Here is a 19,606-nt window from a genome sequence, read left to right as displayed (position 1 = left end):
TGTGCTGCTGGCCGCCTTCGGACCGGAGGCGGCGCTGCCGGCCGGGTTTGCCGCGGTGGGCCGGGCATACGACGGCGACGGGCAGGTCACCGTCGGCGGCGCCACGCCCGAAGCGGCGGGGTGGGACCACTTCGCCGGCTGACATCCCTCGCCCTGAAAAACCGGGCACCAGATGCTCCCCTTCGGCATAGATTGGTCCGTAGATGCTGCCTTTTCCGGGAAGGTGCACCGCCGCCCTGCGATGCCGCGGCAGGCGGTGCACCTTCCGTCACGAGGAGACATCTGCCGACCGGTTGCCGCCGGGGGAGAGCACCTGCTGAGCGATTCTTAGTCGGCGGATTTGCGCAGGGCGTCGGTGAGCTGCTGGGCGGCCTGGCAGACCACCTCGGCATGCAGGCGGCCGGGCTGGCGGGTCAGGCGCTCGATCGGACCGGAGATGGAGACCGCGGCGATGACCCGGCCGGAGGGTCCACGCACCGGTGCGGAGACCGAGGCGACGCCCGGCTCGCGTTCGCCCAGGCTCTGGCCCCAGCCGCGCCGCCGCACCCCCGCCAGCACGGTCGGGGTGAAACGGGCGCCCTTGAGTCCCTCGAGCAGCCGTTCGTGGTCCTCCCACGCCAGCAGCACCTGCGCCGCCGAACCGGCCTTCATGGACAGCTGTGTTCCCACCGGGATCGTATCGCGCAGGCCCACGGGGCGTTCGGCCGAGGCCACGCAGACGCGCGAATCACCCTGGCGGCGGAAGACCTGCGCGCTCTCGCCGGTGGCGTCGCGCAGCTGCAGCAGGATCGGGCCGGCGGCGGCGATCAGCCGGTCCTCGCCGGCGGCGGAGGCCAGTTCCACCAGCCGGCTGCCCAGGACGAAGCGGCCCTGGACGTCGCGGGCCACCAGCCGGTGGTGGATCAGGGCCAGGGCCAGCCGGTGCACGGTGGGCCGGGCCAGTCCCGTGGCCGCCACCAGCTGGGCCAGCGTGGCGGGGCCGGCCTCGAGGGTGTCCAGCACCATAACCGCCTTATCGATGACGCCGACACCGCTTGCATTGTCCATAACTTGATATTGTAGTCTCATTATTTGAGATGCAAGTGCGGGAGGTGGCGCCCCGCGCCCAGGTGCTGGAAAAGTGGAAACACAAGCTTCTGCGGCCCCCGGTCCGGGGCGCTGCGCCGCGCTGTCACTGATGGAGGGAGCTGGCCATGGCCGGTAACACTGCGGGCAAGACGCTCGCCGAGAAGGTTTGGGACGCACACGTCGTGCGCCGCGGGGAAGGCGAGGGCGCGGCCCGCGAGCCGGACCTGATCTTCATCGACCTCCACCTTGTCCACGAGGTCACCTCCCCGCAGGCGTTCGAGGGGCTGCGGCTGGCCGGCCGGAAGCTGCGCCGCCCGGACCTGACCATCGCCACCGAGGACCACAACACGCCCACGATCGACATCGACAAGCCGATCGCGGACCTGACCAGCCGCACCCAGATCGAGACGCTGCGCAACAACTGCAAGGAATTCGGCGTCCGGCTGCACCCCCTCGGCGACGCCGAGCAGGGCATCGTCCACGTGGTCGGCCCCCAGCTCGGGCTCACCCAGCCGGGCCTGACCGTGGTCTGCGGCGACTCCCACACCTCCACGCACGGGGCGTTCGGCGCCCTGGCCTTCGGCATCGGCACCTCCGAGGTCGAGCATGTCATGGCCACCCAGACGCTGTCACTGAAGCCGTTCAAGACCATGGCCATCAACGTCGAGGGCACGCTGCGCCCGGGCGTTTCCGCCAAGGACATCATCCTCGCCGTGATCGCCAAGATCGGCACCGGCGGCGGCCAGGGCTACGTGCTGGAGTACCGGGGCTCGGCCATCCGCGCCCTGAGCATGGAAGGCCGGATGACCATCTGCAACATGTCCATCGAGGCCGGCGCCCGCGCCGGCATGGTGGCCCCGGACCAGAAGACCTTCGACTACCTCAAGGGCCGCCCGCACGCTCCCGAGGGCGCGGACTGGGACGCCGCCGTCGAGTACTGGAAGACCCTGCACACGGACGAGGACGCCGTCTTCGACGCCGAGGTGTTCCTGGATGCCGACGAACTGGAGCCCTTCGTAACCTGGGGCACCAACCCGGGCCAGGGCGTCTCCCTCTCCGAGACCGTGCCGAACCCGGAGGACTTCGGGGACGAGAACGCCAAGGCCGCCGCCGAACGCGCCCTGGAGTACATGGGCCTGCAGGCCGGCACCCCGATGAAGGACATCCGGGTGGACACGGTCTTTTTGGGCTCCTGCACCAACAGCCGGATCGAGGACCTGCGCGCGGCGGCGGACGTCATCCGCGGCCGGGCCAAGGACCCGGACGTGCGCATGATGGTGGTGCCCGGTTCGGCCCGCGTCCGCCTGGAGGCCGAGGCCGAGGGCCTGGACAAGGTGTTCAAGGAGTTCGGCGCGGAGTGGCGCTTCGCCGGCTGCTCCATGTGCCTGGGCATGAACCCGGACCAGCTGGCCCCGGGGGAGCGCTGCGCCTCGACCTCGAACCGCAACTTCGAGGGCCGCCAGGGCAAGGGCGGCCGCACGCACCTGGTGTCCCCGGTGGTCGCGGCGGCGACCGCCGTGCGCGGCACGCTCAGCTCACCTTCCGATCTGGAGCCCGTTACGCCCGAAAATACAGACGCCGCGGCCGGCCGGGCAGCCTAAGGAGCCTATAGCCATGGAAAAGTTCACCACGCACACCGGCATCGGCGTCCCGCTGCGCCAGTCCAACGTGGACACCGACCAGATCATCCCGGCCGTGTACCTCAAGCGGATCACCCGCACCGGCTTCGAGGACGCGCTCTTCGCCGGCTGGCGCAAGAACGAGGACTTCATCCTCAACCGGGAGCCCTTCAGCCGCGGTTCGGTCCTGGTGGCGGGCCCGGACTTCGGCACCGGGTCCTCCCGCGAGCACGCCGTCTGGGCGCTGAAGGACTACGGCTTCAAGGCCGTGCTCTCCTCCCGCTTCGCGGACATCTTCCGCGGCAATTCCGGCAAGCAGGGCCTGCTGGCCGCGCAGGTGGCCCAGGACGACATCGAGCTCATCTGGAAGGAGCTGGAGAACCACCCGGGCACCGAGGTGACCGTGGACCTGTCCGCCAAGACGGTTACCTGCGGAACCATCACGGCGCCGTTCGAAATCGACGACTACACCCGCTGGCGCCTGCTCGAAGGCCTGGACGATATCGGGCTGACCCTGCAGCACGAGGCGGAAATCACAGCGTACGAGGCTGCCCGCCCGTCCTGGAAGCCGAAGACGCTGCCTGCCAGGTCCTGATCCGCCGCTGCCCGGCACTTTTCGGGCTTCCTCATTTCGGTCCGGCCCGGCCGTGCTTCTATGCTTAGTACGGGGGCCTTCGTGAAGTCCGCGTGAATCCGGAGGCGCAGTGGTGGCTTCTACATCGAGGGAAACAGGTATCCATGGCAAGTGTGCTGACCATTCGCGGCGGCGTCCCGCTCACGGGACAGGTAACCGTCCGCGGGGCCAAAAATCTGGTTCCCAAGGCGATGGTCGCCGCACTGCTGGGCAGCGATGCCTCGGTGCTGCGGAACGTGCCGGAGATCAAGGACGTCGACGTCGTCACCAGCCTGCTGCGGCTGCACGGCGTCGAAGTGGTCAAGGATCCGGCCACCGGGGATCTGCGGCTGGACCCCACCAAGGTCAAGACCGCGCAGATGAAGGACATCGACGCGCACGCCGGTGACTCCCGGATCCCGATCCTCTTCTGCGGTCCGCTGATCCATGCCATCGGCGAGGCCTTCATTCCGGACCTGGGCGGCTGCAAGATCGGTGACCGGCCCATCGACTACCACCTCGAGGTGCTGCGCCAGTTCGGCGCGGTGGTGGACAAGCGCGAGGGCGGGATTTCCATCTCGGCCCCCAGGGGGCTCAAGGGCGCCAAGGTGTCGCTGCCCTACCCCAGCGTGGGTGCCACCGAGCAGGTACTGCTCACCGCGACCAAGGCCGAAGGCATTACCGAACTGAGCGGGGCCGCGATCGAGCCGGAGATCATGGACCTGATCGCCGTGCTGCAGAAGATGGGCGCGATCATTACCGTCCAGACGGACCGGGTCATCCGGATCGAAGGCGTCCAGGACCTCACCGGCTTCAACCACCGTGCGCTGCCGGACCGCAACGAGGCCGCATCCTGGGCCTCGGCCGCGCTCGTGACCCAGGGCGACATCTACGTCGAAGGCGCCCGGCAGGGGGACCTGATGGCCTTCCTGAACACCTACCGCAAGGTGGGCGGCTCCTTCGACATCAACGACGACGGCATCCGCTTCTACCACACCGGCCGCAAACTGTCCCCGCTGGTGCTGGAGACCGATGTCCACCCGGGCTTCATGACGGACTGGCAGCAGCCCCTGGTGGTCGGCCTGACCCAGGCCCAGGGTGTCTCGATAGTCCATGAGACGGTCTACGAAAACCGCTTCGGCTTCACCGAGGCGCTGGTCCGCATGGGGGCGAACATCCAGCTGCACCGCGAATGCCTCGGCAGCGTCCCCTGCCGCTTCGGCCAGCGCAACTTCCTGCACTCGGCCGTCATTTCCGGCGCCACCCAGCTGAAGGGGGCCGAGATCCACATTCCGGACCTGCGCGGCGGCTTCAGCCACCTGATCGCGGCCCTGGCTGCCACCGGCAACTCCCGCGTCACCGGCATCGACATCATCAACCGCGGCTACGAACACTTCCTGTCCAAGCTCGAAGCGCTCGGCGCGGATTTCGACGCCGCCTGACGCGCCGCCCACGACTATGAAAACAACAACCAAAGAACGCCTGGCCCTCGGCGCCGTGGCCTGCCTGGCCCGCCCCGTCCTCAATGCCGTCCTCGGCCGGCGGTGGTCCGGACAGGAGCACCTGCCCAAGGACACCGGGTTCATCGTGTGCCCCAACCACAACACCGAGATAGATCCGCTGGTGGTGGGCCACTACCTGTACAACAGCGGGCACCTGCCGCACTTTCTGGCCAAGGCGTCCCTGTTCGACATTCCGGTCGTCGGATCCCTCCTGCACGCCTCCCGGCAGATCCCGGTGGAGCGTTCCAGCGCCGGAGCCAACCGCTCGCTGCTGGCGGCCCGCAGGGTCATGGACCAGGGCGGCGCCGTCATCCTGTATCCGGAGGGCACGCTGACGCGCGATCCCGGCCTGTGGCCGATGCGGGGGCGCACCGGTGCCGCCCGGCTGGCGCTGCAGACCGGCGCGCCGGTGGTGCCCGTCGCCCAGTGGGGGGCCAACGCGCTCTTCCCCCGGTACGCCAAGCGGTTCCACCTCTTTCCGCGCAAGACCTCCCACGTGGTGGCCGGGCCGCCCGTGGACCTGTCCGAGTTCCGCGGCCAGCCGATCACCAAGAGCGTGCTCGAGGCCGCCACCGAAAAGATCATGGACAGCGTGACGGCGCTGCTGGCCGGGCTGCGCGGCGAGGTTCCCCCGGCCGAGCGCTGGGATCCCGCGGCGCACCGGCAGAAGGCCACGGGCCGGGATTTCGCCGGCCGGGACGGAGCGCCGGCGCGCGCCGTGGAGGAGGCGCCGTGACCGGCCGCCTCGAGCTGCCGGCCAAAGTAGCGGTCCTGGGGGCGGGAAGCTGGGGCACCACCTTCGCCAAGGTGGTCGCGGACGCCCACCCGGGCATCCAGGTCAGCCTCTGGGCCCGCCGCGCCGAAGTTGCCAAGGAGATCAATGAGTTCCACCTGAACTCCCAGTACCTCAAGGACATCCGGCTGCCGGAGAACCTGGCGGCCTCGGCCGATCTGGCCCAGGTGCTCGGCGGCGCCCCGCTGGTGGTCCTTGCGGTGCCGGCGCAGTCGCTGCGCCCCCAGCTGAAGGCCTGCAGGCCGCTGCTGGCGCCCGGCGCCGTCGTCGTCTCCCTGATGAAGGGGCTGGAACGGGGCACCGACGCGCGCATGAGCGAGGTGATCAAGCAGGAGCTGGCGCTGCCGGACGACCGGATCGCGGTGATTTCGGGCCCCAACCTGGCCATGGAGATCGCGCGCAAGGAACCGACCGCCTCCGTGGTCGCCTGCACCGACATGGAAGTGGCGCAGTGGATCGCGGGCATCTGCACGGCACCGTATTTCCGCCCGTACACCAATACCGACGTGGTGGGCGTGGAGATCGGCGGCATCGTCAAGAACGTGATCGCCCTGAGCGTGGGCATCTGCGACGGCAAGCATATGGGGGACAACACCAAGGCCTCCGTGATCACCCGCGGCCTGGCCGAGACCACCCGGCTGGCCCTTGCGCTCGGCGGCGAGCTGGAGACGATGGCCGGCCTCGCCGGCCTCGGCGACCTGGTGGCCACCTGCGCCTCCCCGCTCTCGCGCAACCACACCGCCGGGCGGCTGCTCGGCGAGGGACTGAGCCTGGACGAAGTCAACCAGCGCATGACGCAGACAGCCGAGGGCATCAAGTCCGGGCGCGCCGTGCTGGACCTGGCCGCCCAGATGGGCGTGGAAATGCCCATCACCGAAGCCGTGGTCGCGGTGCTGGAAGGCCGGCTCTCCGTCGAGGAGCTGGCCCCGCGCCTGCTGACCCGTGAACTCAAATCCGAAGGCGAGCATCAACAGTGACATCCCAACCGTCCTCCGACCCCCGGTCCTCCGCGGCAGGCAATCCCCGCCCGCGGGTGGCCGTGCTCTTCGGCGGGCGCTCCAGCGAGCATTCGGTCAGCTGCGTGACCGCAGCCGGCGTGCTTGGCGCCATGGACAAGGACAAGTACGACGTCGTGCCGGTGGGCATTGCCCGCGACGGCCGCTGGACGCTGGTGGCCGACGATCCGGCGCAGTGGTCCCTGGCCTCGGACAAGCTGCCCGAGGTCGCCGCGGGCCCGGAGTCCGTCATGCTGGCCGGCCGCGGCGGCGGCACCGAGCTGCTGGTCGCCGTGGACGGGCAGGTGCCGCGCAGCCTGGGCCGGATCGACGTCGTGCTGCCGCTGCTGCACGGGCCGTTCGGCGAGGACGGCACGCTGCAGGGGCTGCTGGAGCTGGCGGACGTGCCCTATGTGGGTCCGGGGGTGCTGGCCTCCGCGGTGGGCATGGACAAGCACTACATGAAGGTGGTGTTCGAGGCCGCCGGGCTGAAGGTGGGGCCGTACCGGGTCATCACCGACCGCCAGTGGCGGCAGGACCCCGAAGCGGCGCTGGAGCGTGCCGCGGACCTGGGCTTCCCGGTGTTCGTCAAGCCGGCACGGGCCGGCTCGTCGATGGGGATCACCAGGGTGGCGGAGCGCTCCGGCCTGCGCGCCGCCGTCGAAACGGCCCGGGACCATGACCCGAAGGTGGTGGTGGAGGCCGGGATCCCCGGCCGCGAGATCGAGGTGGCGGTGCTGCAGGGCCGCGGGCACGAGGATCCGCGCACCAGCCTGCCCGGGGAGATCGCCGTGCAGCCGGGGGAGCACGACTTCTACGACTTCGAGGCCAAGTACGTGGACGGGACCGCGGCGGCCCTGAGCTGCCCGGCGGACCTGCCGGAGGATGTCACCGAGCGGGTGCGGGCCCTGGCGGCGGCCGCGTTCGACGCCGTGGGCGGGGAGGGGCTGTCCCGGGTGGACTTCTTCTACACCCCCGACGGGGAGCTGGTGATCAACGAGATCAACACCATGCCCGGCTTCACCCCGATCAGCATGTACCCGCAGATGTGGGCCAAATCCGGGATGCCCTACACCGAGCTGATCGACGAGCTGATCTACCTGGCGCTGAACCGCAAGACCGGCCTGCGCTAGCCGGCCCCGGCGGGCGGGCTGCGGCGGGGATGGCTACTTCTTCGTCTCCAGGGTGTCCGAAACGCTCAGGCACTTGCTGGTCTGCGGGATCCTGGCCGCGGCACCGGCCAGGTCCACCAGCACGGTGCTTTCGGCCACCTGGTCCGGATCGAAGACCAGCTCGGTCGCCGGATTCCGTCCGTAGGTGGTCGCCGTCCACGCCGTGCCCTTGTCCTGCTGCCGGAGCACCCAGTCCACCCCGTTGACGGTCACGCACCGGTCGGTGGTCGGTCCGGGCGCGGGCACCCCGCAGCGCAGGATCACCCGGGACGGGTTCCCCCAGGCCGCGGTGCCCTGGCTGGTGGTCTCGCGTTTGGGCGCATCCGCCACGAACTGCGGTAGCATCACCATCATCGGTGCGCAGCCGGGATCGGCCGCATCGGGGGCGGCTTCCACGGTTACGGCCGGGGAGCAGGCGGCAGTGCCGGCCAGCACCAGCGCGCCGAGCAAGGCGACAGCGGGCAGGCGGACGGAACGAAACGGCGGTCGCATGCATCAAGTTTAACGGTTCACACAGGCAATCACGCTAAAATCGTCAGGTTGCCTAAGTCCTTTGGGGGTCGGAAAGTGTCCAATCAGCTGTATATCGAGGAACCCGAAGCGGGTGAGTTCCGCCCCCGCCGGCGTAAGAAACGCCGCCATCCGGTGCGCACCACCGTTCTCGTCCTGCTGGGGCTGGTACTGGCCGCAGCCGCCATGGCCGGTGGCTACGTGTGGAACCTGGCCAACACGTTCAACAGCAAGACCGAAACCATCGCCTCGGCCTTCCCGGATGAGGCGGACCGGCCCGCGAAGTCCGACGGTTCCATGAACATCCTCCTGCTGGGATCGGATGTCCGCGGCGGCAGCGGGGAAACCGAGAACCTCAACGGCGTCCCGAACGGCGGCCGCTCCGACACCATGATGCTGATGCATATTCCCAGCAACCGCCAGAACGTATACGTGATGTCCATCATGCGCGACACCTGGACGGACATCCCCGGCTACGGCGAGCACAAGATCAACTCCGCCATGGCCTTCGGCGGGGTTCCGCTGCTGGTGCAGACCTTGGAAGGCCTCTTCGATACCCGCGTGGACCACGTGGCCATCATCGACTTCGCAGGCTTCAAGAACCTGACCGATGCCCTGGGCGGGGTCGAAATCAACAACCCCACGGCGTTCAGCGCGGTGGGACAGGACGGCGTGTACTTCCCGCAGGGAGTGCAGACCCTCAACGGCGAGCAGGCACTCAAATTCGTGCGCGAGCGCAAGGCCTTCAGCGACGGGGACTACCAGCGCGTGAAGAACCAGCAGCTGTTCGTCAAGGCCGTCATGGCGCGCTTCCTCAATGCCGAGACATTGACCAATCCCGCCCGGATCAACGGCGCTGTCAGCGAGTTCGCCCCGTACCTCAGCGTGGATTCGGGCCTGGACGCCGCCACCGTCGGATCCCTCGGCGTCGGCCTGCGGGATATCCGCAACGACGACATCCACTTCTTCACGCTGCCGAACCAGGGCATTGGCACCTCGGCCGACGGCCAGTCCATCATCCTGAAGGACCAGGCCGCCATCGATGCGATCGCCGCGGCCATGAAAGCGGACCAGTTCGACGACTACTGGGCCTCCGCCGAGGCCGGAAGCTAGGCCGCCCGGCAGGACGTGCACGTTTGCGGCAGCGGTGCGGGCAAATTCCTCCCCGCGCCCGCCGCCGCGGCGCCGCCGGCTGCGGTAGGCTCGCTTAATGCCGGAGAACTGAAAGTGGCGTTGGCGCAGAACCGCCGGCACCTGTGGATGGGAACAGTTTGCAAACGAAGATTGCCGCGAACGTGCAGGCGCTCAAGCGCTGGCTGGGCAAGGCGGAGGAGGTCTTGGGCAACCACAGCGACAGGCTGAATGCCATCAACATCTTTCCCGTCGCCGACGGCGATACCGGCACCAACCTGTACCTCACCGTGCGTTCGGCCTCCCGGGCCGTGGCGGACCTGGCCACGTCCGATGTCGGCGAGCTGCTGGCCGAGGCCGGGCGGGCGGCGATGGAGGAGGCCCGGGGCAATTCCGGCACGCTCTTGTCCGTGTTCCTGGCTGCCCTGGCCGAACCGCTGCACGGCACCACGCGGCTGACCGGGCCGCTGCTGGCGGCCGCCCTGGAACGGGCCGAAATCCGCTGCTGGTCCGCGCTGAGCGAGCCGGTGCCCGGCACCATGCTCTCCGCGGTGGAGGCCGCCACCCGGGCCGCCAATGCCGGGGACGCGGCGCAGAACGGGGACCACAGCAACCACGGCCTGGCCCGGACGCTGAATGCGGCGGTGGAGGCAGCGCTGGAGGCCGTGGTGGCCACGGAGGGGCAGCTGGACCCGCTCGCCGACGCGCACATCGTGGATGCCGGGGCGGTGGGCTTCCTGCTGATCCTGGACACGCTGCGGGCCAGCGCGCTGGGCGAAGAACTGCAGCCGGAGCTGCTCGAGGGCCTGCACGGCTACGGCGTGCAGGACCCGCACATCCACCTGGACCATCAGGCCGAGGGCATGGAGGTCATGTGCACCATCAACCTCAGTCCGCTGGACGCGGCCACCCTGCGCCTGCAGCTGGACGAGCTGGGCGACTCGGTGATCCTCAGCGCCGTCAGCGAGGTCCCGGACGGCTACCGCTGGCGGGTGCATGTCCATGTTTCCGATCCGGAGGCGGCGCTGGCTGCCATCCGGCAGTTCGGCGAACCTGCCCATCTGTCCGTCACCACCTTGGCCAGCCCGGATCCTGCGCAGGACCTGGTGCCCGACGGAACCTGCAGGACCCGCGATACCGATGACTGACCGCAGGCCCGCGGAACTGGACCTGCCGCTGGAACGCCGCCTGGGCAAGCGCACGGCCGCCGCACTGGAGAAGCACCTGGGCCTGACCCGCACCGGGGAGCTGCTGAACTACTTCCCGCGCCGCTACCTCAAGCGCGGGGAACTGACGCTGATCGCGGACCTGCCCCCGGACGAGGACGCCACCCTGGTCGCCCGGGTGGTCAGCTGCAGCACGCGCCGGATGCGCGCGCGCCGCGGGTCGCTCACCGAGGTGGTCATCACCGACAACTCCACCTACGGCAACCTCAGCCTGACCTTCTTCAACGGCTACCAGGCCGAACGCGACCTGCGCCCGGGCACGCTGGCCATGTTCTCCGGCAAGGTCACCCGCTACCAAGGGCGGCTGACCCTGACCAACCCGGACTATTCCCTGCTTGAGGACGCCGCCGACTTCAACGCCGAGGAGGCGCTGCGCCCGGTGCCCCTGTACCCGGCCACCGCCAAGCTGGGCAGCTGGCGGATCAAGTCGGCCGTCGAAATCCTGCTCGACAGCGTGGATTTCGCCCAGGTGGGGGATCCGGTGCCGCCGGACATCGCCATCCGGGACGGGCTGCTGTCCCTGTCGGACGCCTACCAGCAGGTCCACCGGCCGGCCACCATCGAGGATGCCCGCCGCGCACGCGAGCGGTTCCGCTACCAGGAGGCCCTGGTGCTGCAGGCCGCACTGGCCCGCCGCCGGGCCCAGGCCACTGCCGAGGAAGCCACCGCCCGCCCGCCGATCCCAAGCGGCCTGCTGGAGAGGTTCGACGCCGCCCTGCCGTTTACCCTGACCAAGGGGCAGCGCGAGGTGGGCGCCACGCTGGCGGCGGAGCTGGCCGCGAACCACCCGATGAACCGGCTGCTGCAGGGCGAGGTGGGCTCGGGCAAGACCCTGGTGGCCCTGCGGGCCATGCTGCAGGTGATCGACGCCGGCGGGCAGGCCGCCCTGCTGGCGCCCACCGAGGTACTCGCCGCCCAGCACTACGAGTCGATCTGCCGCACGCTCGGCCCGCTCGCCGAGGGCGGCCTGCTGGGCGGGGACGAGGCCGGCACCCGGGTGGTGCTGCTCACCGGCTCGGTCACCGGGGCGGCGCGCCGGCGGGCGCTGCTGGACGTGGCCAGCGGCGAGGCCGGCATCGTGATCGGCACCCACGCGCTGCTCTCCGACGAGGTCATGTTCGCGGACCTGGGCCTGATCGTGGTGGACGAACAGCACCGCTTCGGCGTGGAGCAGCGGGACAAGCTGCGCTCCCGCGCGCTGCGCCCGCCCCACCTGCTGGTCATGACCGCCACGCCCATCCCGCGCACGGTGGCGATGACGGTCTTCGGGGACCTGGAGACCTCCATTCTGTCCGAGCTGCCGGCCGGGCGCGCCCCGATCTCCACCCACCTGGTCGGGCTCGCGGAGCACCCCGCGTGGGAGACCCGGATCTGGCAGCGGGCTCGGGAGGAGGTCGACGCCGGCCGGCAGGTCTACGTGGTGTGTCCGAAGATCGGGGACGAGGACCGCGAGGATACCGACCCGTTCGACGCCCCGCCGCCGGACGAGGACTCACGCCAGCTGGCCTCGGTGGTCTCCACCGCCGAGTACCTGGCCACGGTGCCGGCCCTGGACGGGGTGCGCTCAGGCGTGCTGCACGGCCGGCAGGACCCGGAGGCCAAGGCGGCCACGATGGCGGCCTTCAACGACGGCCGGCTGGACCTGCTGGTCTCCACCACCGTGATCGAGGTGGGGGTGGATGTTCCCAACGCCACCCTGATGGTGGTGCTGGACGCGGACCGCTTCGGCATTTCCCAGCTGCACCAGCTGCGCGGACGGGTGGGCCGCGGCGGGCTGCCCGGCACCTGCCTGCTGGTCACCGGGCTGGAACCGGGCCACCCCAGCCGGGCCCGGCTGGAGGCCGTCGCCCGGACCACCGACGGTTTCGAGCTCTCCCGGGCGGACCTGCTGCTGCGCCGGGAAGGGGACATCCTCGGCTCCTCCCAGTCCGGCGGCAAGTCCACCCTGAAGCTGCTGCGGGTGATCAAGGACGAGGACGTGATTGCCAAGGCCCGGGCGGATGCCGCCGGCATCGTGGCCCGCGACGCCGAGCTGGCCGACTACCCGGACCTGGCGCAGGCGATCGACCTGTACCTGAACCCGGAGCGGGAGGCGTTCCTTGAACGGGGCTGAGCGGTGAGCCGCATTATTGCCGGGGCGGCCGGAGGCATCAGCCTGGCCAGCGTGCCGGGGGACCGGACCCGCCCGACCACGGACCGGGTCAAGGAGGCGCTCTTCTCGCGGCTGGACTCCTACGGGATGCTCGCCGGGGCCCGGGTGCTGGACCTGTTTGCCGGCTCCGGCGCCCTGGGCGTGGAGAGCGCCAGCCGGGGCGCGGCCGAGGTGGACCTGGTCGAACTGTCCGAGAAGGCGGCCGGGGTCTGCCGGAAGAACGCGGCGCTGGTCAACAAGGCGCTGGGCCGGACCGTGGTGCGGGTGACCCGGACGGGGGTGCTGCAGTTCCTGGACCGGCTGCACAGCCACGACCGGTGGGACCTGGTGCTGATGGACCCGCCGTATCCGCTGCCGGAGGCCGAACTGGCCGAGGTTCTCGGCACCGTGGCACCGCGGCTGGCCGCCGGCGGCGTCGTCGTGGTCGAACGCTCCTCGCGCTCGCCGGAGCCGCGCTGGCCGGCCGGGCTGGAGCGCTTTGCGGAGAAAAAGTACGGCGAGACCATGCTCTGGTACGCCGAACCGGTCCAAGCGGCCGGCTAGCGCCCCACTCCCTAGCCGCGGGCGAAGGCCTCCAGCTCCGGGCCGGTCAGCACTGCGGCCGGGTGCGGGCCGGCCGCCAGCAGTGCGCCGGTCCAGTCCTGCGGCCAGCTGCCGTGCCGGGCGGCCAGCACGATGTTGCCGGGATACCGGGCGCTGAACATCCCGGTCTCCGCCAGCGACGCCAGACCGGGGGCAGCCCTGCTGCCCGCATCTTCCGCCTCGAGCGCCTGGGTAAGCGCCCGGATCTGGCGCCGGGCGAAGTGCAGCGGCGGATCGTCGCCGACATTGACCAGCAGCACGCCCTCCGGGGCCAGGATTTCCAGCAGCTCGGCGTAGAAGTCCGGTGTGGTCAGGTGCTCCGGGGCGTCCTCGCCGGCGAAGACGTCCAGCACGATCGCGTCGAACCCGCCGCCGACGGCGCCGAAGGCCACCTCCTGACGGGCGTCGCCGATATGCACGGTCAGGTCCGTGCCCTCCGGCAGCGGGAGCCTGTCGATGACGAAGTCCAGCAGCTCGCGTTCGAGTTCGACGGCGTGCTGCTCGGAGCCGGGGCGGGTGGCCTGGATGTACCGGGCCAGGGTCAGCGCTCCGGCGCCCAGGTGCAGGCAGCGCAGCGGCCGGCCGGCCGGACCGGCCAGGTCCATCACGTTGGCGATCCGGCGCAGGTATTCGTAGAACACATGGGAGGGATCGCGCAGGTCCACGTGGGACTGCTCCGCTCCGCCGATGCTGAGCACATAGGAGCCGGGGACCCGCTCGTCCGGCGCGATCTCCGCGTGCAGTCCGCTGGCGCGCAGGAAGCGGCGGGTCATCCCAGCAACTCCGGCAGCCTGGCCAGCCGGGCGGCGGCCTCTTCCAGCACCTCGGTGCGCTTGCAGAAGGCAAAACGCAGCAGCGACCGGGTCCGTTCGGCCCCCTCGGCGTGGCAGAATACGGACACCGGGATGGCGGCCACTCCCACCAGCTCCGGCAGCCGCCGGGCGAGGGCGGCGGCGTCGGTGACGCCCAGCGGCGCGGCGTCCACATTGACGAAGTACGTTCCGTCCGGGGTGAAGACCTCCAGCCCGGCGCGGCGCAGGCCCTCGGCGAGCACGTCCCGCTTGCGCTGCAGGCCGGCGGCCACGCCCTCGTAAAAGGAGTCCTCCAGGGCCAGGGCGGCGGCAATGGCCGGCTGGAACGGGGTTCCGGAGGAGTAGCTGAGGAACTGTTTGACCGTGCGGATGGCGGCCACCAGGTCGGCGGGTCCGTGCAGCCAGCCGACCTTCCAGCCGGTAAAGGAGAAGGTCTTGCCGGCCGAGGAGATGGTGATGGTCCGCTCGGCGGCACCGGGCAGGGTGGCCACCGGGACGTGCGGGACGCCGAAGGTCAGGTGCTCGTACACCTCGTCCGTGACGATGACGGCGTTGCGGCGTGCCGCCAGCTCGACGATTTTCGCCAGCGCCTCGCGGGTGAAGACGGTGCCCATGGGATTGTGCGGGTTGTTCACCAGCACCACCCTGGTGCGGTCGGTGAACGCTTCCTCCAGGTGCTGCAGGTCCGGCTGGAAGTCCGGGGCGCGCAGGGGCGAAGTGGTGTGGGTGGCGCCGCTGAGGCCGATCATGGCGCCGTAGGAATCGTAGAAGGGCTCGAAGGTGAGCACCTCGTCGCCGGGACCGGTCAGGGCCAGCAGGGTGGCGGCCAGCGCCTCGGTGGCGCCGGTGGTGATGATCACCTCGGCCTCCGGATCCGGGTCCAGCCCGTAGAAGCGCTGCTGGTGGGCGGCCACGGCCTCGCGCAGCACCAGGGTTCCCTTGCCCGGGGCGTACTGGTTGGCGCCGCCGGCGATCGCCTGCCGGGCAGCTTCGGCAATGGCGCCGGGACCGTCCTCGTCCGGGAAGCCCTGGCCCAGGTTAATGGCACCGCAGGCCGCGGCCATGGTGGTCATTTCCTCGAAGATGGTCACCGCGAGGCCGCCGTCGGCCGCCAGCAGGTTGGCGCCGGCCGCCGCGCGCTGCCACGGGGCCGGGTCCGGCCCGGGGACGGCAAGGCTGTGTCCTGTTGTGCTCATGGCTTCCAGTAATATCACTGTCCGGTGGGCCCGGGCCGCGCGGATCGGCTAGATTCATTGCTATGCGCCGAGCCGTCTGCCCAGGATCCTTTGACCCGCTCCACAATGGACACGTGGAAATCATTGCCCGCGCCGCGAGCATGTTCGACGAAGTCATCGTGGCGGTCTCCACCAACTACGCCAAGAAGTACCGTTTCAGCCTGGAGGAGCGCCTGGGCATGGCCCGGGAAACGCTGTCCTACCTGGCCGGCACCACCGTGGAGCCGATGGGGGATGGGCTGCTGGCCGAGTTCTGCCGCGACCACGGAGCCGGGGCCATTGTGAAGGGCCTGCGGACCACGCAGGATTACCACTACGAGCTGCCGATGGCCCATATGAACCGCCACCTTACCGGCGTGGAAACCGTGTTCCTGCCCGGGGACAGCCGCTATACCTACCTGTCCTCGACCCTGATCAAGGAAGTCGGCGCCCTGGGCGGGGACATCTCCGAGTTCGTGCCCAAGGCCGTGCTCAAGCGCTTCCAGACCGCGGCCGACGGCCCCGATGCCACCTGACCCCCGGCGTGCCGCGGTTTGAGCGATCCGCTGGATTCGGGCTATGATGATACGTCGGTCATATGTTCATGAGGAGTTTTCATCACCGTGGTCCTGAACCATGATCAAAGTTCGCCCCTGATCCTGGGGGTCAAGGACCTCGGGCGCAGCCCGGGAACGATGCGGACTCTTGAGGAGCATGTACCTGCGCCAAAGGATTTTGGCGTGGCACTCATCGGCGTTCGGGAAGGCTCCGACATGGAGCTGGACCTGAGGCTCGAGGCCGTGCACGAAGGTATCCTGGTCACCGGCACCGCCAACGTTGAAGTAACGGGCGAGTGCGGGCGCTGCCTGGACCCCATCGCGTACGACCTCGACGTCGACGTGCAGGAACTCTTCTACTACGGGGACGCTGACCTTGGTCAGGTTTCCGCAGAGGAAGAGGAAGAGCAGTACCGGATCGAGCACGATTGCATCGATCTCGAGCCGGTGCTGCGGGACGCAGTGGTAACCTCGCTGCCGTTCCAGCCGGTGTGCCGGGAGGACTGTAAAGGCCTGTGCCCTGAATGCGGGATGCGCCTTGAAGAGGATCCGGGGCACCACCATGAGGTCATGGATCCTCGCTGGGCAGCCCTTGCGGGCCTGGCCAGCACTGCCGCGGAGAACGCGGCAACAAGTACAGAGTCAGACGAGAGAGAAGAGAGTTAGTCGTGGCTGTTCCCAAGCGGAAGATGTCCCGCTCGAATACGCGCGCACGCCGGTCCCAGTGGAAGGCTACCGCCCCCAACCTGGTGAAGACCGTTGAGAACGGCCGGGTTACCTACAGCCTGCCCCACCAGGCCAAGGTTGTCACCGACTCAGCTGGCACTGCGCTGTTCCTTGAGTACAAGGGGCGCAAGGTAGCCGACGCGTAACGCTCGGCATGCCTTCAACTGAAGAGCTTTTGAAGCGTCTCGGCGTCGATATCGACGCCGAGACGCTTCGTCTTGCATTGACCCACCGTTCCTATGCCTACGAGCACGGCGGGCTGCCCACCAACGAGCGCCTGGAGTTCCTGGGCGATTCGATCCTCGGCTTCTCCGTGACGGACGCCCTCTACCGGGACAATCCCGAACTCTCGGAAGGGGAATTGGCCAAGCGGCGTTCTGCCGTCGTGAGCACGCGCGCCCTCGCCGGCATTGCCCGCGACCTGGGCGTGGGGGAGCACATCCTGCTCGGCCAGGGCGAGAAGCTGACCAACGGTGCGGACAAGTCCTCCATCCTGGCCGACACCATGGAAGCGCTCTTCGGCGCAACGTACCTGGTCCACGGCATCGAGGCCGCCCGTAGGCTGGTGATGCGCCTGGTGGGGCCGCTGCTGGAAGACGCGGATGCGCTCGGCGCCGGCACCGACTGGAAGACGAGCATCCAGGAGCTCGCGGCGGCCCGGAAGCTGGGCACCGTCGAATACTCCGTGCACGGATCCGGCCCGGACCACGCCCGCACCTTCGAAGCCACCCTGCTGATCGGCGGAATGCCGTACGGACAGGGCACCGGCCATTCCAAGAAGGAAGCCGAGCAGGAAGCCGCGGCCGTCACGTGGCGGCAGCTGCGTTCAGAGCGCCCGGTCAAGAGCTGAATCATGCCCGAACTGCCCGAGGTGGAAGTGGTTCGCCGCGGCCTGGCGCGCTGGGTCCGCGGCCGCACCATCACCGCCGTCGACGTCCTGGACGAGCGTTCCGTGCGCCGCCATGCCCTCGGCGCCGAGGACCTGCGCGGCAACCTCGTCGGTGCCCGCGTGGTGGACGTGGCCCGCCGCGGAAAGTTCCTCTGGATGCCGCTCGAGGAGGCCTCGGCCGTCCGCACCACCGAACCGAAGCTGGCCCTGATGGCCCATCTGGGCATGAGCGGGCAGTTGCTGGTCGAGGATGCGGCCCAGCCGGACGAGAAGCACCTGAAGGTCCGCTTCACCCTCAGCCCCGCCGCCGACGACGCCGGCACTGCGATGCCGGAGCAGCTGCGTTTCGTGGACCAGCGTATTTTCGGCGGGGTCTTCCTCGCCGACCTGGCCCCCACCGGGGACGGGCAGCCGGGCGGCCGGTCCGAAACGGGGCTGCCCCTTGTCCCGCTGGAAGCGGCCCACATTGCCCGGGACCCGCTGGATCCGGCCTTCTCCTTTGACGACTTCTACCGCCGGCTGCGCGCCCGCCGGACCGGGATTAAACGCGCCATCCTCGACCAGGGGCTGGTCTCCGGTGTCGGTAACATTTACGCGGACGAGTCCCTGTGGGCCGCCCGGCTGCACTACGCGCGCGCCACGGACACCATGCGCCGCAAGGAAGCCGAGCGGCTCATTGAGGCCTGCCGCGACGTGATGACCCGCGCCCTGGCCGCCGGCGGCACCAGCTTCGACTCGCTCTACGTCAACGTCAACGGCGCCTCCGGCTACTTCGCCCGTTCGCTGAACGCCTACGGGCGCGAGCGCGAGGGCTGCTACCGCTGCGCGGAACTGGGGCTGCAGACGAAGATCCGCCGGGACACCTTCATGAACCGTTCCTCGTACACCTGCCCGGTGTGCCAGCCGCGGCCGCGCAACGGCCGGTGGTAAGGATCCGGCCGCTACCCGGCCGGCTGCAGCTCCGCCAGCACCCCGTCCGTGAACGCCGGCCACGCCTGCGCCGCCCACGGGCCGAAGTCCCGGTCCGTCAGCGCCACGCAGGCGGCCCCGGCATCCGGATCCACCCAGAGGAAGGTGCCGGACTGGCCGAAATGCCCGAAGGTCCGGGGCGAGCTCGCGGAGCCGGTCCAGTGCGGGTTCTTCTCGTTGCGGATCTCGAAGCCCAGGCCCCAGTCATTGTGCTGCTGGCGGCCGAACCCGGGGAGCACGCCGGCCAGTCCGGGGAAGACCACGCTGGTGGCCTCGGCCAGGGTGGACGGATCCAGCAGGGCCGGCCGCTGCAGCTCGGCGGCGAAGAGCGCCAGGTCCGCCGCCGTGGAGATCGCCCCGGCGGCGGGGGAGCCCTCCAGCGTGGTGTCGGCCATGCCCAGCGGGTCCAGCAGCCCGTCCTGCAGGTAGTCCCCGAAGCCCATCCCGGCCGCCTCCTCCAGCGTTTCCGCGAGCACCTCGAAGCCGGCGTTGGAGTACAGCCGGCGCTCCCCGGGTTTGTAGCGCACGGTGCGGCTCGCGAAGTCGTAGCCGCCGCTGTGGGCGAGCAGGTGCCGGACCGTGGAGCCTTCCGGGCCCGCCGGCTGGTCCAGTTCCAGTGCGCCCTCTTCGATGCCGATCAGCACGGCGTACGCGGTGAGCAGCTTGGTGACCGAGGCCAGGCGGAACTTCTGCCACTGGTTCCCGTGGCTGGCGAGGACCCGTCCGTCCCGTCCGACGACGGCGGTGGCCGCGGTTGCTACCGGCCAGCTGTCAATGGCCTGAACGCTGTGCATGCTTCTTCTCCGGTTCCCTCTCATCCGTCTGCCCGGTGCCGTGCCCGTAGTAGGCGGCCAGCCGCGTCAGCCCCTCGTCGAGGCCGACCCCGGGCACCCAGTCCAGCACCTGGCGGGTCTGCCGCTGGTCGAACCAATGGGCGGTGGACAGCTGCTCGGCCAAGAACCGCGTCATCGGCGGCTCGTCGCGGACCCGGCCGCGCACCCCGGCGGCTAACCAGGCCTTCTCGATCACCGAGCCGGCGCCGCGGGCCAGCCAGCCGGGCACCCGCCAGGCCGGGG

20 protein-coding genes and 1 pseudogene are annotated in these 19,606 nt (G+C 69.8%); 15 read left to right on the top strand and 6 right to left on the bottom strand.

Going from position 1 to position 19,606, the window contains the following annotated elements; all coding sequences use genetic code 11:
• Window positions 1-327 precede the first annotated feature (327 nt).
• On the bottom strand, window positions 328-1,047 hold the full coding sequence (locus ACFQ36_RS11535; protein WP_377013733.1) for an IclR family transcriptional regulator: 720 nt from the start codon (window positions 1,045-1,047) through the stop codon (window positions 328-330).
• A gap of 146 nt (window positions 1,048-1,193) precedes the next feature.
• Between ACFQ36_RS11535 and leuC the strand changes: the two genes are divergently transcribed.
• From leuC to ACFQ36_RS11505, 6 genes are all read left to right on the top strand, one after another.
• A complete protein-coding gene (gene leuC / locus ACFQ36_RS11530) occupies window positions 1,194-2,669 on the top strand; it encodes a 3-isopropylmalate dehydratase large subunit (protein WP_377013731.1) in 1,476 nt (491 codons plus the stop codon).
• A gap of 13 nt (window positions 2,670-2,682) precedes the next feature.
• Entirely contained in the window at window positions 2,683-3,282 is a 600-nt protein-coding gene (gene leuD / locus ACFQ36_RS11525; RefSeq protein WP_377013729.1) for a 3-isopropylmalate dehydratase small subunit, read from the top strand.
• A gap of 143 nt (window positions 3,283-3,425) precedes the next feature.
• Complete coding sequence (gene murA, locus ACFQ36_RS11520; RefSeq protein ID WP_377013727.1) at window positions 3,426-4,742, top strand: UDP-N-acetylglucosamine 1-carboxyvinyltransferase; 1,317 nt, start codon at window positions 3,426-3,428, stop codon at window positions 4,740-4,742.
• 16 nt (window positions 4,743-4,758) lie between these two features.
• A complete protein-coding gene (locus ACFQ36_RS11515; RefSeq protein ID WP_377013725.1) occupies window positions 4,759-5,538 on the top strand; it encodes a lysophospholipid acyltransferase family protein in 780 nt (259 codons plus the stop codon).
• On the top strand, window positions 5,535-6,572 hold the full coding sequence (locus ACFQ36_RS11510) for an NAD(P)H-dependent glycerol-3-phosphate dehydrogenase (RefSeq protein WP_377013723.1): 1,038 nt from the start codon (window positions 5,535-5,537) through the stop codon (window positions 6,570-6,572). Before ACFQ36_RS11515 ends, ACFQ36_RS11510 begins: the two co-directional genes overlap by 4 nt.
• Entirely contained in the window at window positions 6,569-7,723 is a 1,155-nt protein-coding gene (locus ACFQ36_RS11505; RefSeq protein ID WP_377013721.1) for a D-alanine--D-alanine ligase family protein, read from the top strand. The genes ACFQ36_RS11510 and ACFQ36_RS11505 overlap by 4 nt, the downstream gene beginning before the upstream one ends.
• Before the next feature lie 33 nt (window positions 7,724-7,756).
• Here the strand turns inward: ACFQ36_RS11505 and ACFQ36_RS11500 are convergent, their stop codons facing one another.
• Window positions 7,757-8,254, bottom strand: coding sequence for a DUF3515 family protein (locus tag ACFQ36_RS11500; RefSeq protein ID WP_377013719.1), 498 nt, complete (start codon window positions 8,252-8,254; stop codon window positions 7,757-7,759).
• Between the two features lie 75 nt (window positions 8,255-8,329).
• On the opposite strand from ACFQ36_RS11500, the gene ACFQ36_RS11495 reads away from it, so the two are divergent.
• The 4 genes from ACFQ36_RS11495 (at window position 8,330) to rsmD (ending at window position 13,324) form a co-directional block, all read left to right on the top strand.
• Window positions 8,330-9,385, top strand: a complete 1,056-nt coding sequence (locus tag ACFQ36_RS11495; protein ID WP_377013717.1) for an LCP family protein — start codon at window positions 8,330-8,332, stop codon at window positions 9,383-9,385.
• A 158-nt stretch (window positions 9,386-9,543) separates the two neighbouring features.
• Window positions 9,544-10,551: a DAK2 domain-containing protein gene (locus ACFQ36_RS11490; RefSeq protein WP_377013715.1), complete on the top strand. Its 1,008-nt coding sequence runs from the start codon at window positions 9,544-9,546 to the stop codon at window positions 10,549-10,551.
• A complete protein-coding gene (locus ACFQ36_RS11485) occupies window positions 10,544-12,742 on the top strand; it encodes an ATP-dependent DNA helicase RecG (RefSeq protein WP_377013713.1) in 2,199 nt (732 codons plus the stop codon). Before ACFQ36_RS11490 ends, ACFQ36_RS11485 begins: the two co-directional genes overlap by 8 nt.
• Window positions 12,743-12,745: 3 nt before the next feature.
• On the top strand, window positions 12,746-13,324 hold the full coding sequence (rsmD, locus tag ACFQ36_RS11480; protein WP_377013711.1) for a 16S rRNA (guanine(966)-N(2))-methyltransferase RsmD: 579 nt from the start codon (window positions 12,746-12,748) through the stop codon (window positions 13,322-13,324).
• An 11-nt stretch (window positions 13,325-13,335) separates the two neighbouring features.
• Here the strand turns inward: rsmD and ACFQ36_RS11475 are convergent, their stop codons facing one another.
• Together ACFQ36_RS11475 and ACFQ36_RS11470 are read right to left on the bottom strand one after the other, a co-directional pair.
• Window positions 13,336-14,136, bottom strand: coding sequence for a spermidine synthase (locus ACFQ36_RS11475; RefSeq protein ID WP_377013709.1), 801 nt, complete (start codon window positions 14,134-14,136; stop codon window positions 13,336-13,338).
• Entirely contained in the window at window positions 14,133-15,371 is a 1,239-nt protein-coding gene (locus ACFQ36_RS11470) for an aminotransferase class I/II-fold pyridoxal phosphate-dependent enzyme (protein WP_377013707.1), read from the bottom strand. Before ACFQ36_RS11470 ends, ACFQ36_RS11475 begins: the two co-directional genes overlap by 4 nt.
• Window positions 15,372-15,433: 62 nt before the next feature.
• Between ACFQ36_RS11470 and coaD the strand changes: the two genes are divergently transcribed.
• From coaD to mutM, 5 genes are all read left to right on the top strand, one after another.
• Window positions 15,434-15,925, top strand: coding sequence for a pantetheine-phosphate adenylyltransferase (coaD, locus tag ACFQ36_RS11465; RefSeq protein ID WP_377013705.1), 492 nt, complete (start codon window positions 15,434-15,436; stop codon window positions 15,923-15,925).
• 117 nt (window positions 15,926-16,042) lie between these two features.
• Window positions 16,043-16,612 carry a YceD family protein gene (locus ACFQ36_RS11460; RefSeq protein WP_377013735.1) on the top strand — a complete coding sequence of 190 codons (570 nt, stop codon included), beginning with the start codon at window positions 16,043-16,045 and terminating at the stop codon, window positions 16,610-16,612.
• 2 nt (window positions 16,613-16,614) lie between these two features.
• Window positions 16,615-16,818 (top strand): 50S ribosomal protein L32, encoded by a 204-nt coding sequence (rpmF, locus tag ACFQ36_RS11455; protein ID WP_127511582.1) that lies wholly within the window; start codon window positions 16,615-16,617, stop codon window positions 16,816-16,818.
• A gap of 8 nt (window positions 16,819-16,826) precedes the next feature.
• Complete coding sequence (rnc, locus tag ACFQ36_RS11450; RefSeq protein ID WP_377013703.1) at window positions 16,827-17,522, top strand: ribonuclease III; 696 nt, start codon at window positions 16,827-16,829, stop codon at window positions 17,520-17,522.
• A 3-nt stretch (window positions 17,523-17,525) separates the two neighbouring features.
• The gene (gene mutM / locus ACFQ36_RS11445) at window positions 17,526-18,491 is read left to right on the top strand and encodes a bifunctional DNA-formamidopyrimidine glycosylase/DNA-(apurinic or apyrimidinic site) lyase (protein WP_377013701.1); all 966 of its coding nucleotides are present in this window, start codon (window positions 17,526-17,528) and stop codon (window positions 18,489-18,491) included.
• 11 nt (window positions 18,492-18,502) lie between these two features.
• Here mutM and ACFQ36_RS11440 read toward each other — a convergent pair whose 3' ends face one another.
• The gene (locus ACFQ36_RS11440) at window positions 18,503-19,324 is read right to left on the bottom strand and encodes a serine hydrolase domain-containing protein (RefSeq protein WP_377013699.1); all 822 of its coding nucleotides are present in this window, start codon (window positions 19,322-19,324) and stop codon (window positions 18,503-18,505) included.
• Window positions 19,302-19,606 (bottom strand): annotated as a pseudogene (locus ACFQ36_RS11435) (hypothetical protein); the annotation flags it as partial. The gene ACFQ36_RS11440 and the pseudogene ACFQ36_RS11435, both read right to left, overlap by 23 nt.

It is taken from the genome of Arthrobacter sp. GCM10027362 (assembly GCF_042679445.1).
Classification (GTDB): Bacteria; Actinomycetota; Actinomycetes; order Actinomycetales; family Micrococcaceae; genus Crystallibacter.
This window is presented reverse-complemented; position numbering and strand designations above follow the sequence as displayed.

Coding starts and splice junctions, on each gene's coding strand:
- ACFQ36_RS11475 (WP_377013709.1), bottom strand. CDS start 14,136: ATGACCCGCCGCTTCCTGCGCGCCAGCGGACTGCACGCGGAGATCGCG.
- coaD (WP_377013705.1), top strand. CDS start 15,434: ATGCGCCGAGCCGTCTGCCCAGGATCCTTTGACCCGCTCCACAATGGA.
- leuC (WP_377013731.1), top strand. CDS start 1,194: ATGGCCGGTAACACTGCGGGCAAGACGCTCGCCGAGAAGGTTTGGGAC.
- ACFQ36_RS11500 (WP_377013719.1), bottom strand. CDS start 8,254: ATGCGACCGCCGTTTCGTTCCGTCCGCCTGCCCGCTGTCGCCTTGCTC.
- ACFQ36_RS11470 (WP_377013707.1), bottom strand. CDS start 15,371: ATGAGCACAACAGGACACAGCCTTGCCGTCCCCGGGCCGGACCCGGCC.
- mutM (WP_377013701.1), top strand. CDS start 17,526: ATGCCCGAACTGCCCGAGGTGGAAGTGGTTCGCCGCGGCCTGGCGCGC.
- murA (WP_377013727.1), top strand. CDS start 3,426: ATGGCAAGTGTGCTGACCATTCGCGGCGGCGTCCCGCTCACGGGACAG.
- ACFQ36_RS11440 (WP_377013699.1), bottom strand. CDS start 19,324: ATGCACAGCGTTCAGGCCATTGACAGCTGGCCGGTAGCAACCGCGGCC.
- rnc (WP_377013703.1), top strand. CDS start 16,827: ATGCCTTCAACTGAAGAGCTTTTGAAGCGTCTCGGCGTCGATATCGAC.
- leuD (WP_377013729.1), top strand. CDS start 2,683: ATGGAAAAGTTCACCACGCACACCGGCATCGGCGTCCCGCTGCGCCAG.
- ACFQ36_RS11485 (WP_377013713.1), top strand. CDS start 10,544: ATGACTGACCGCAGGCCCGCGGAACTGGACCTGCCGCTGGAACGCCGC.
- ACFQ36_RS11535 (WP_377013733.1), bottom strand. CDS start 1,047: ATGGACAATGCAAGCGGTGTCGGCGTCATCGATAAGGCGGTTATGGTG.
- ACFQ36_RS11515 (WP_377013725.1), top strand. CDS start 4,759: ATGAAAACAACAACCAAAGAACGCCTGGCCCTCGGCGCCGTGGCCTGC.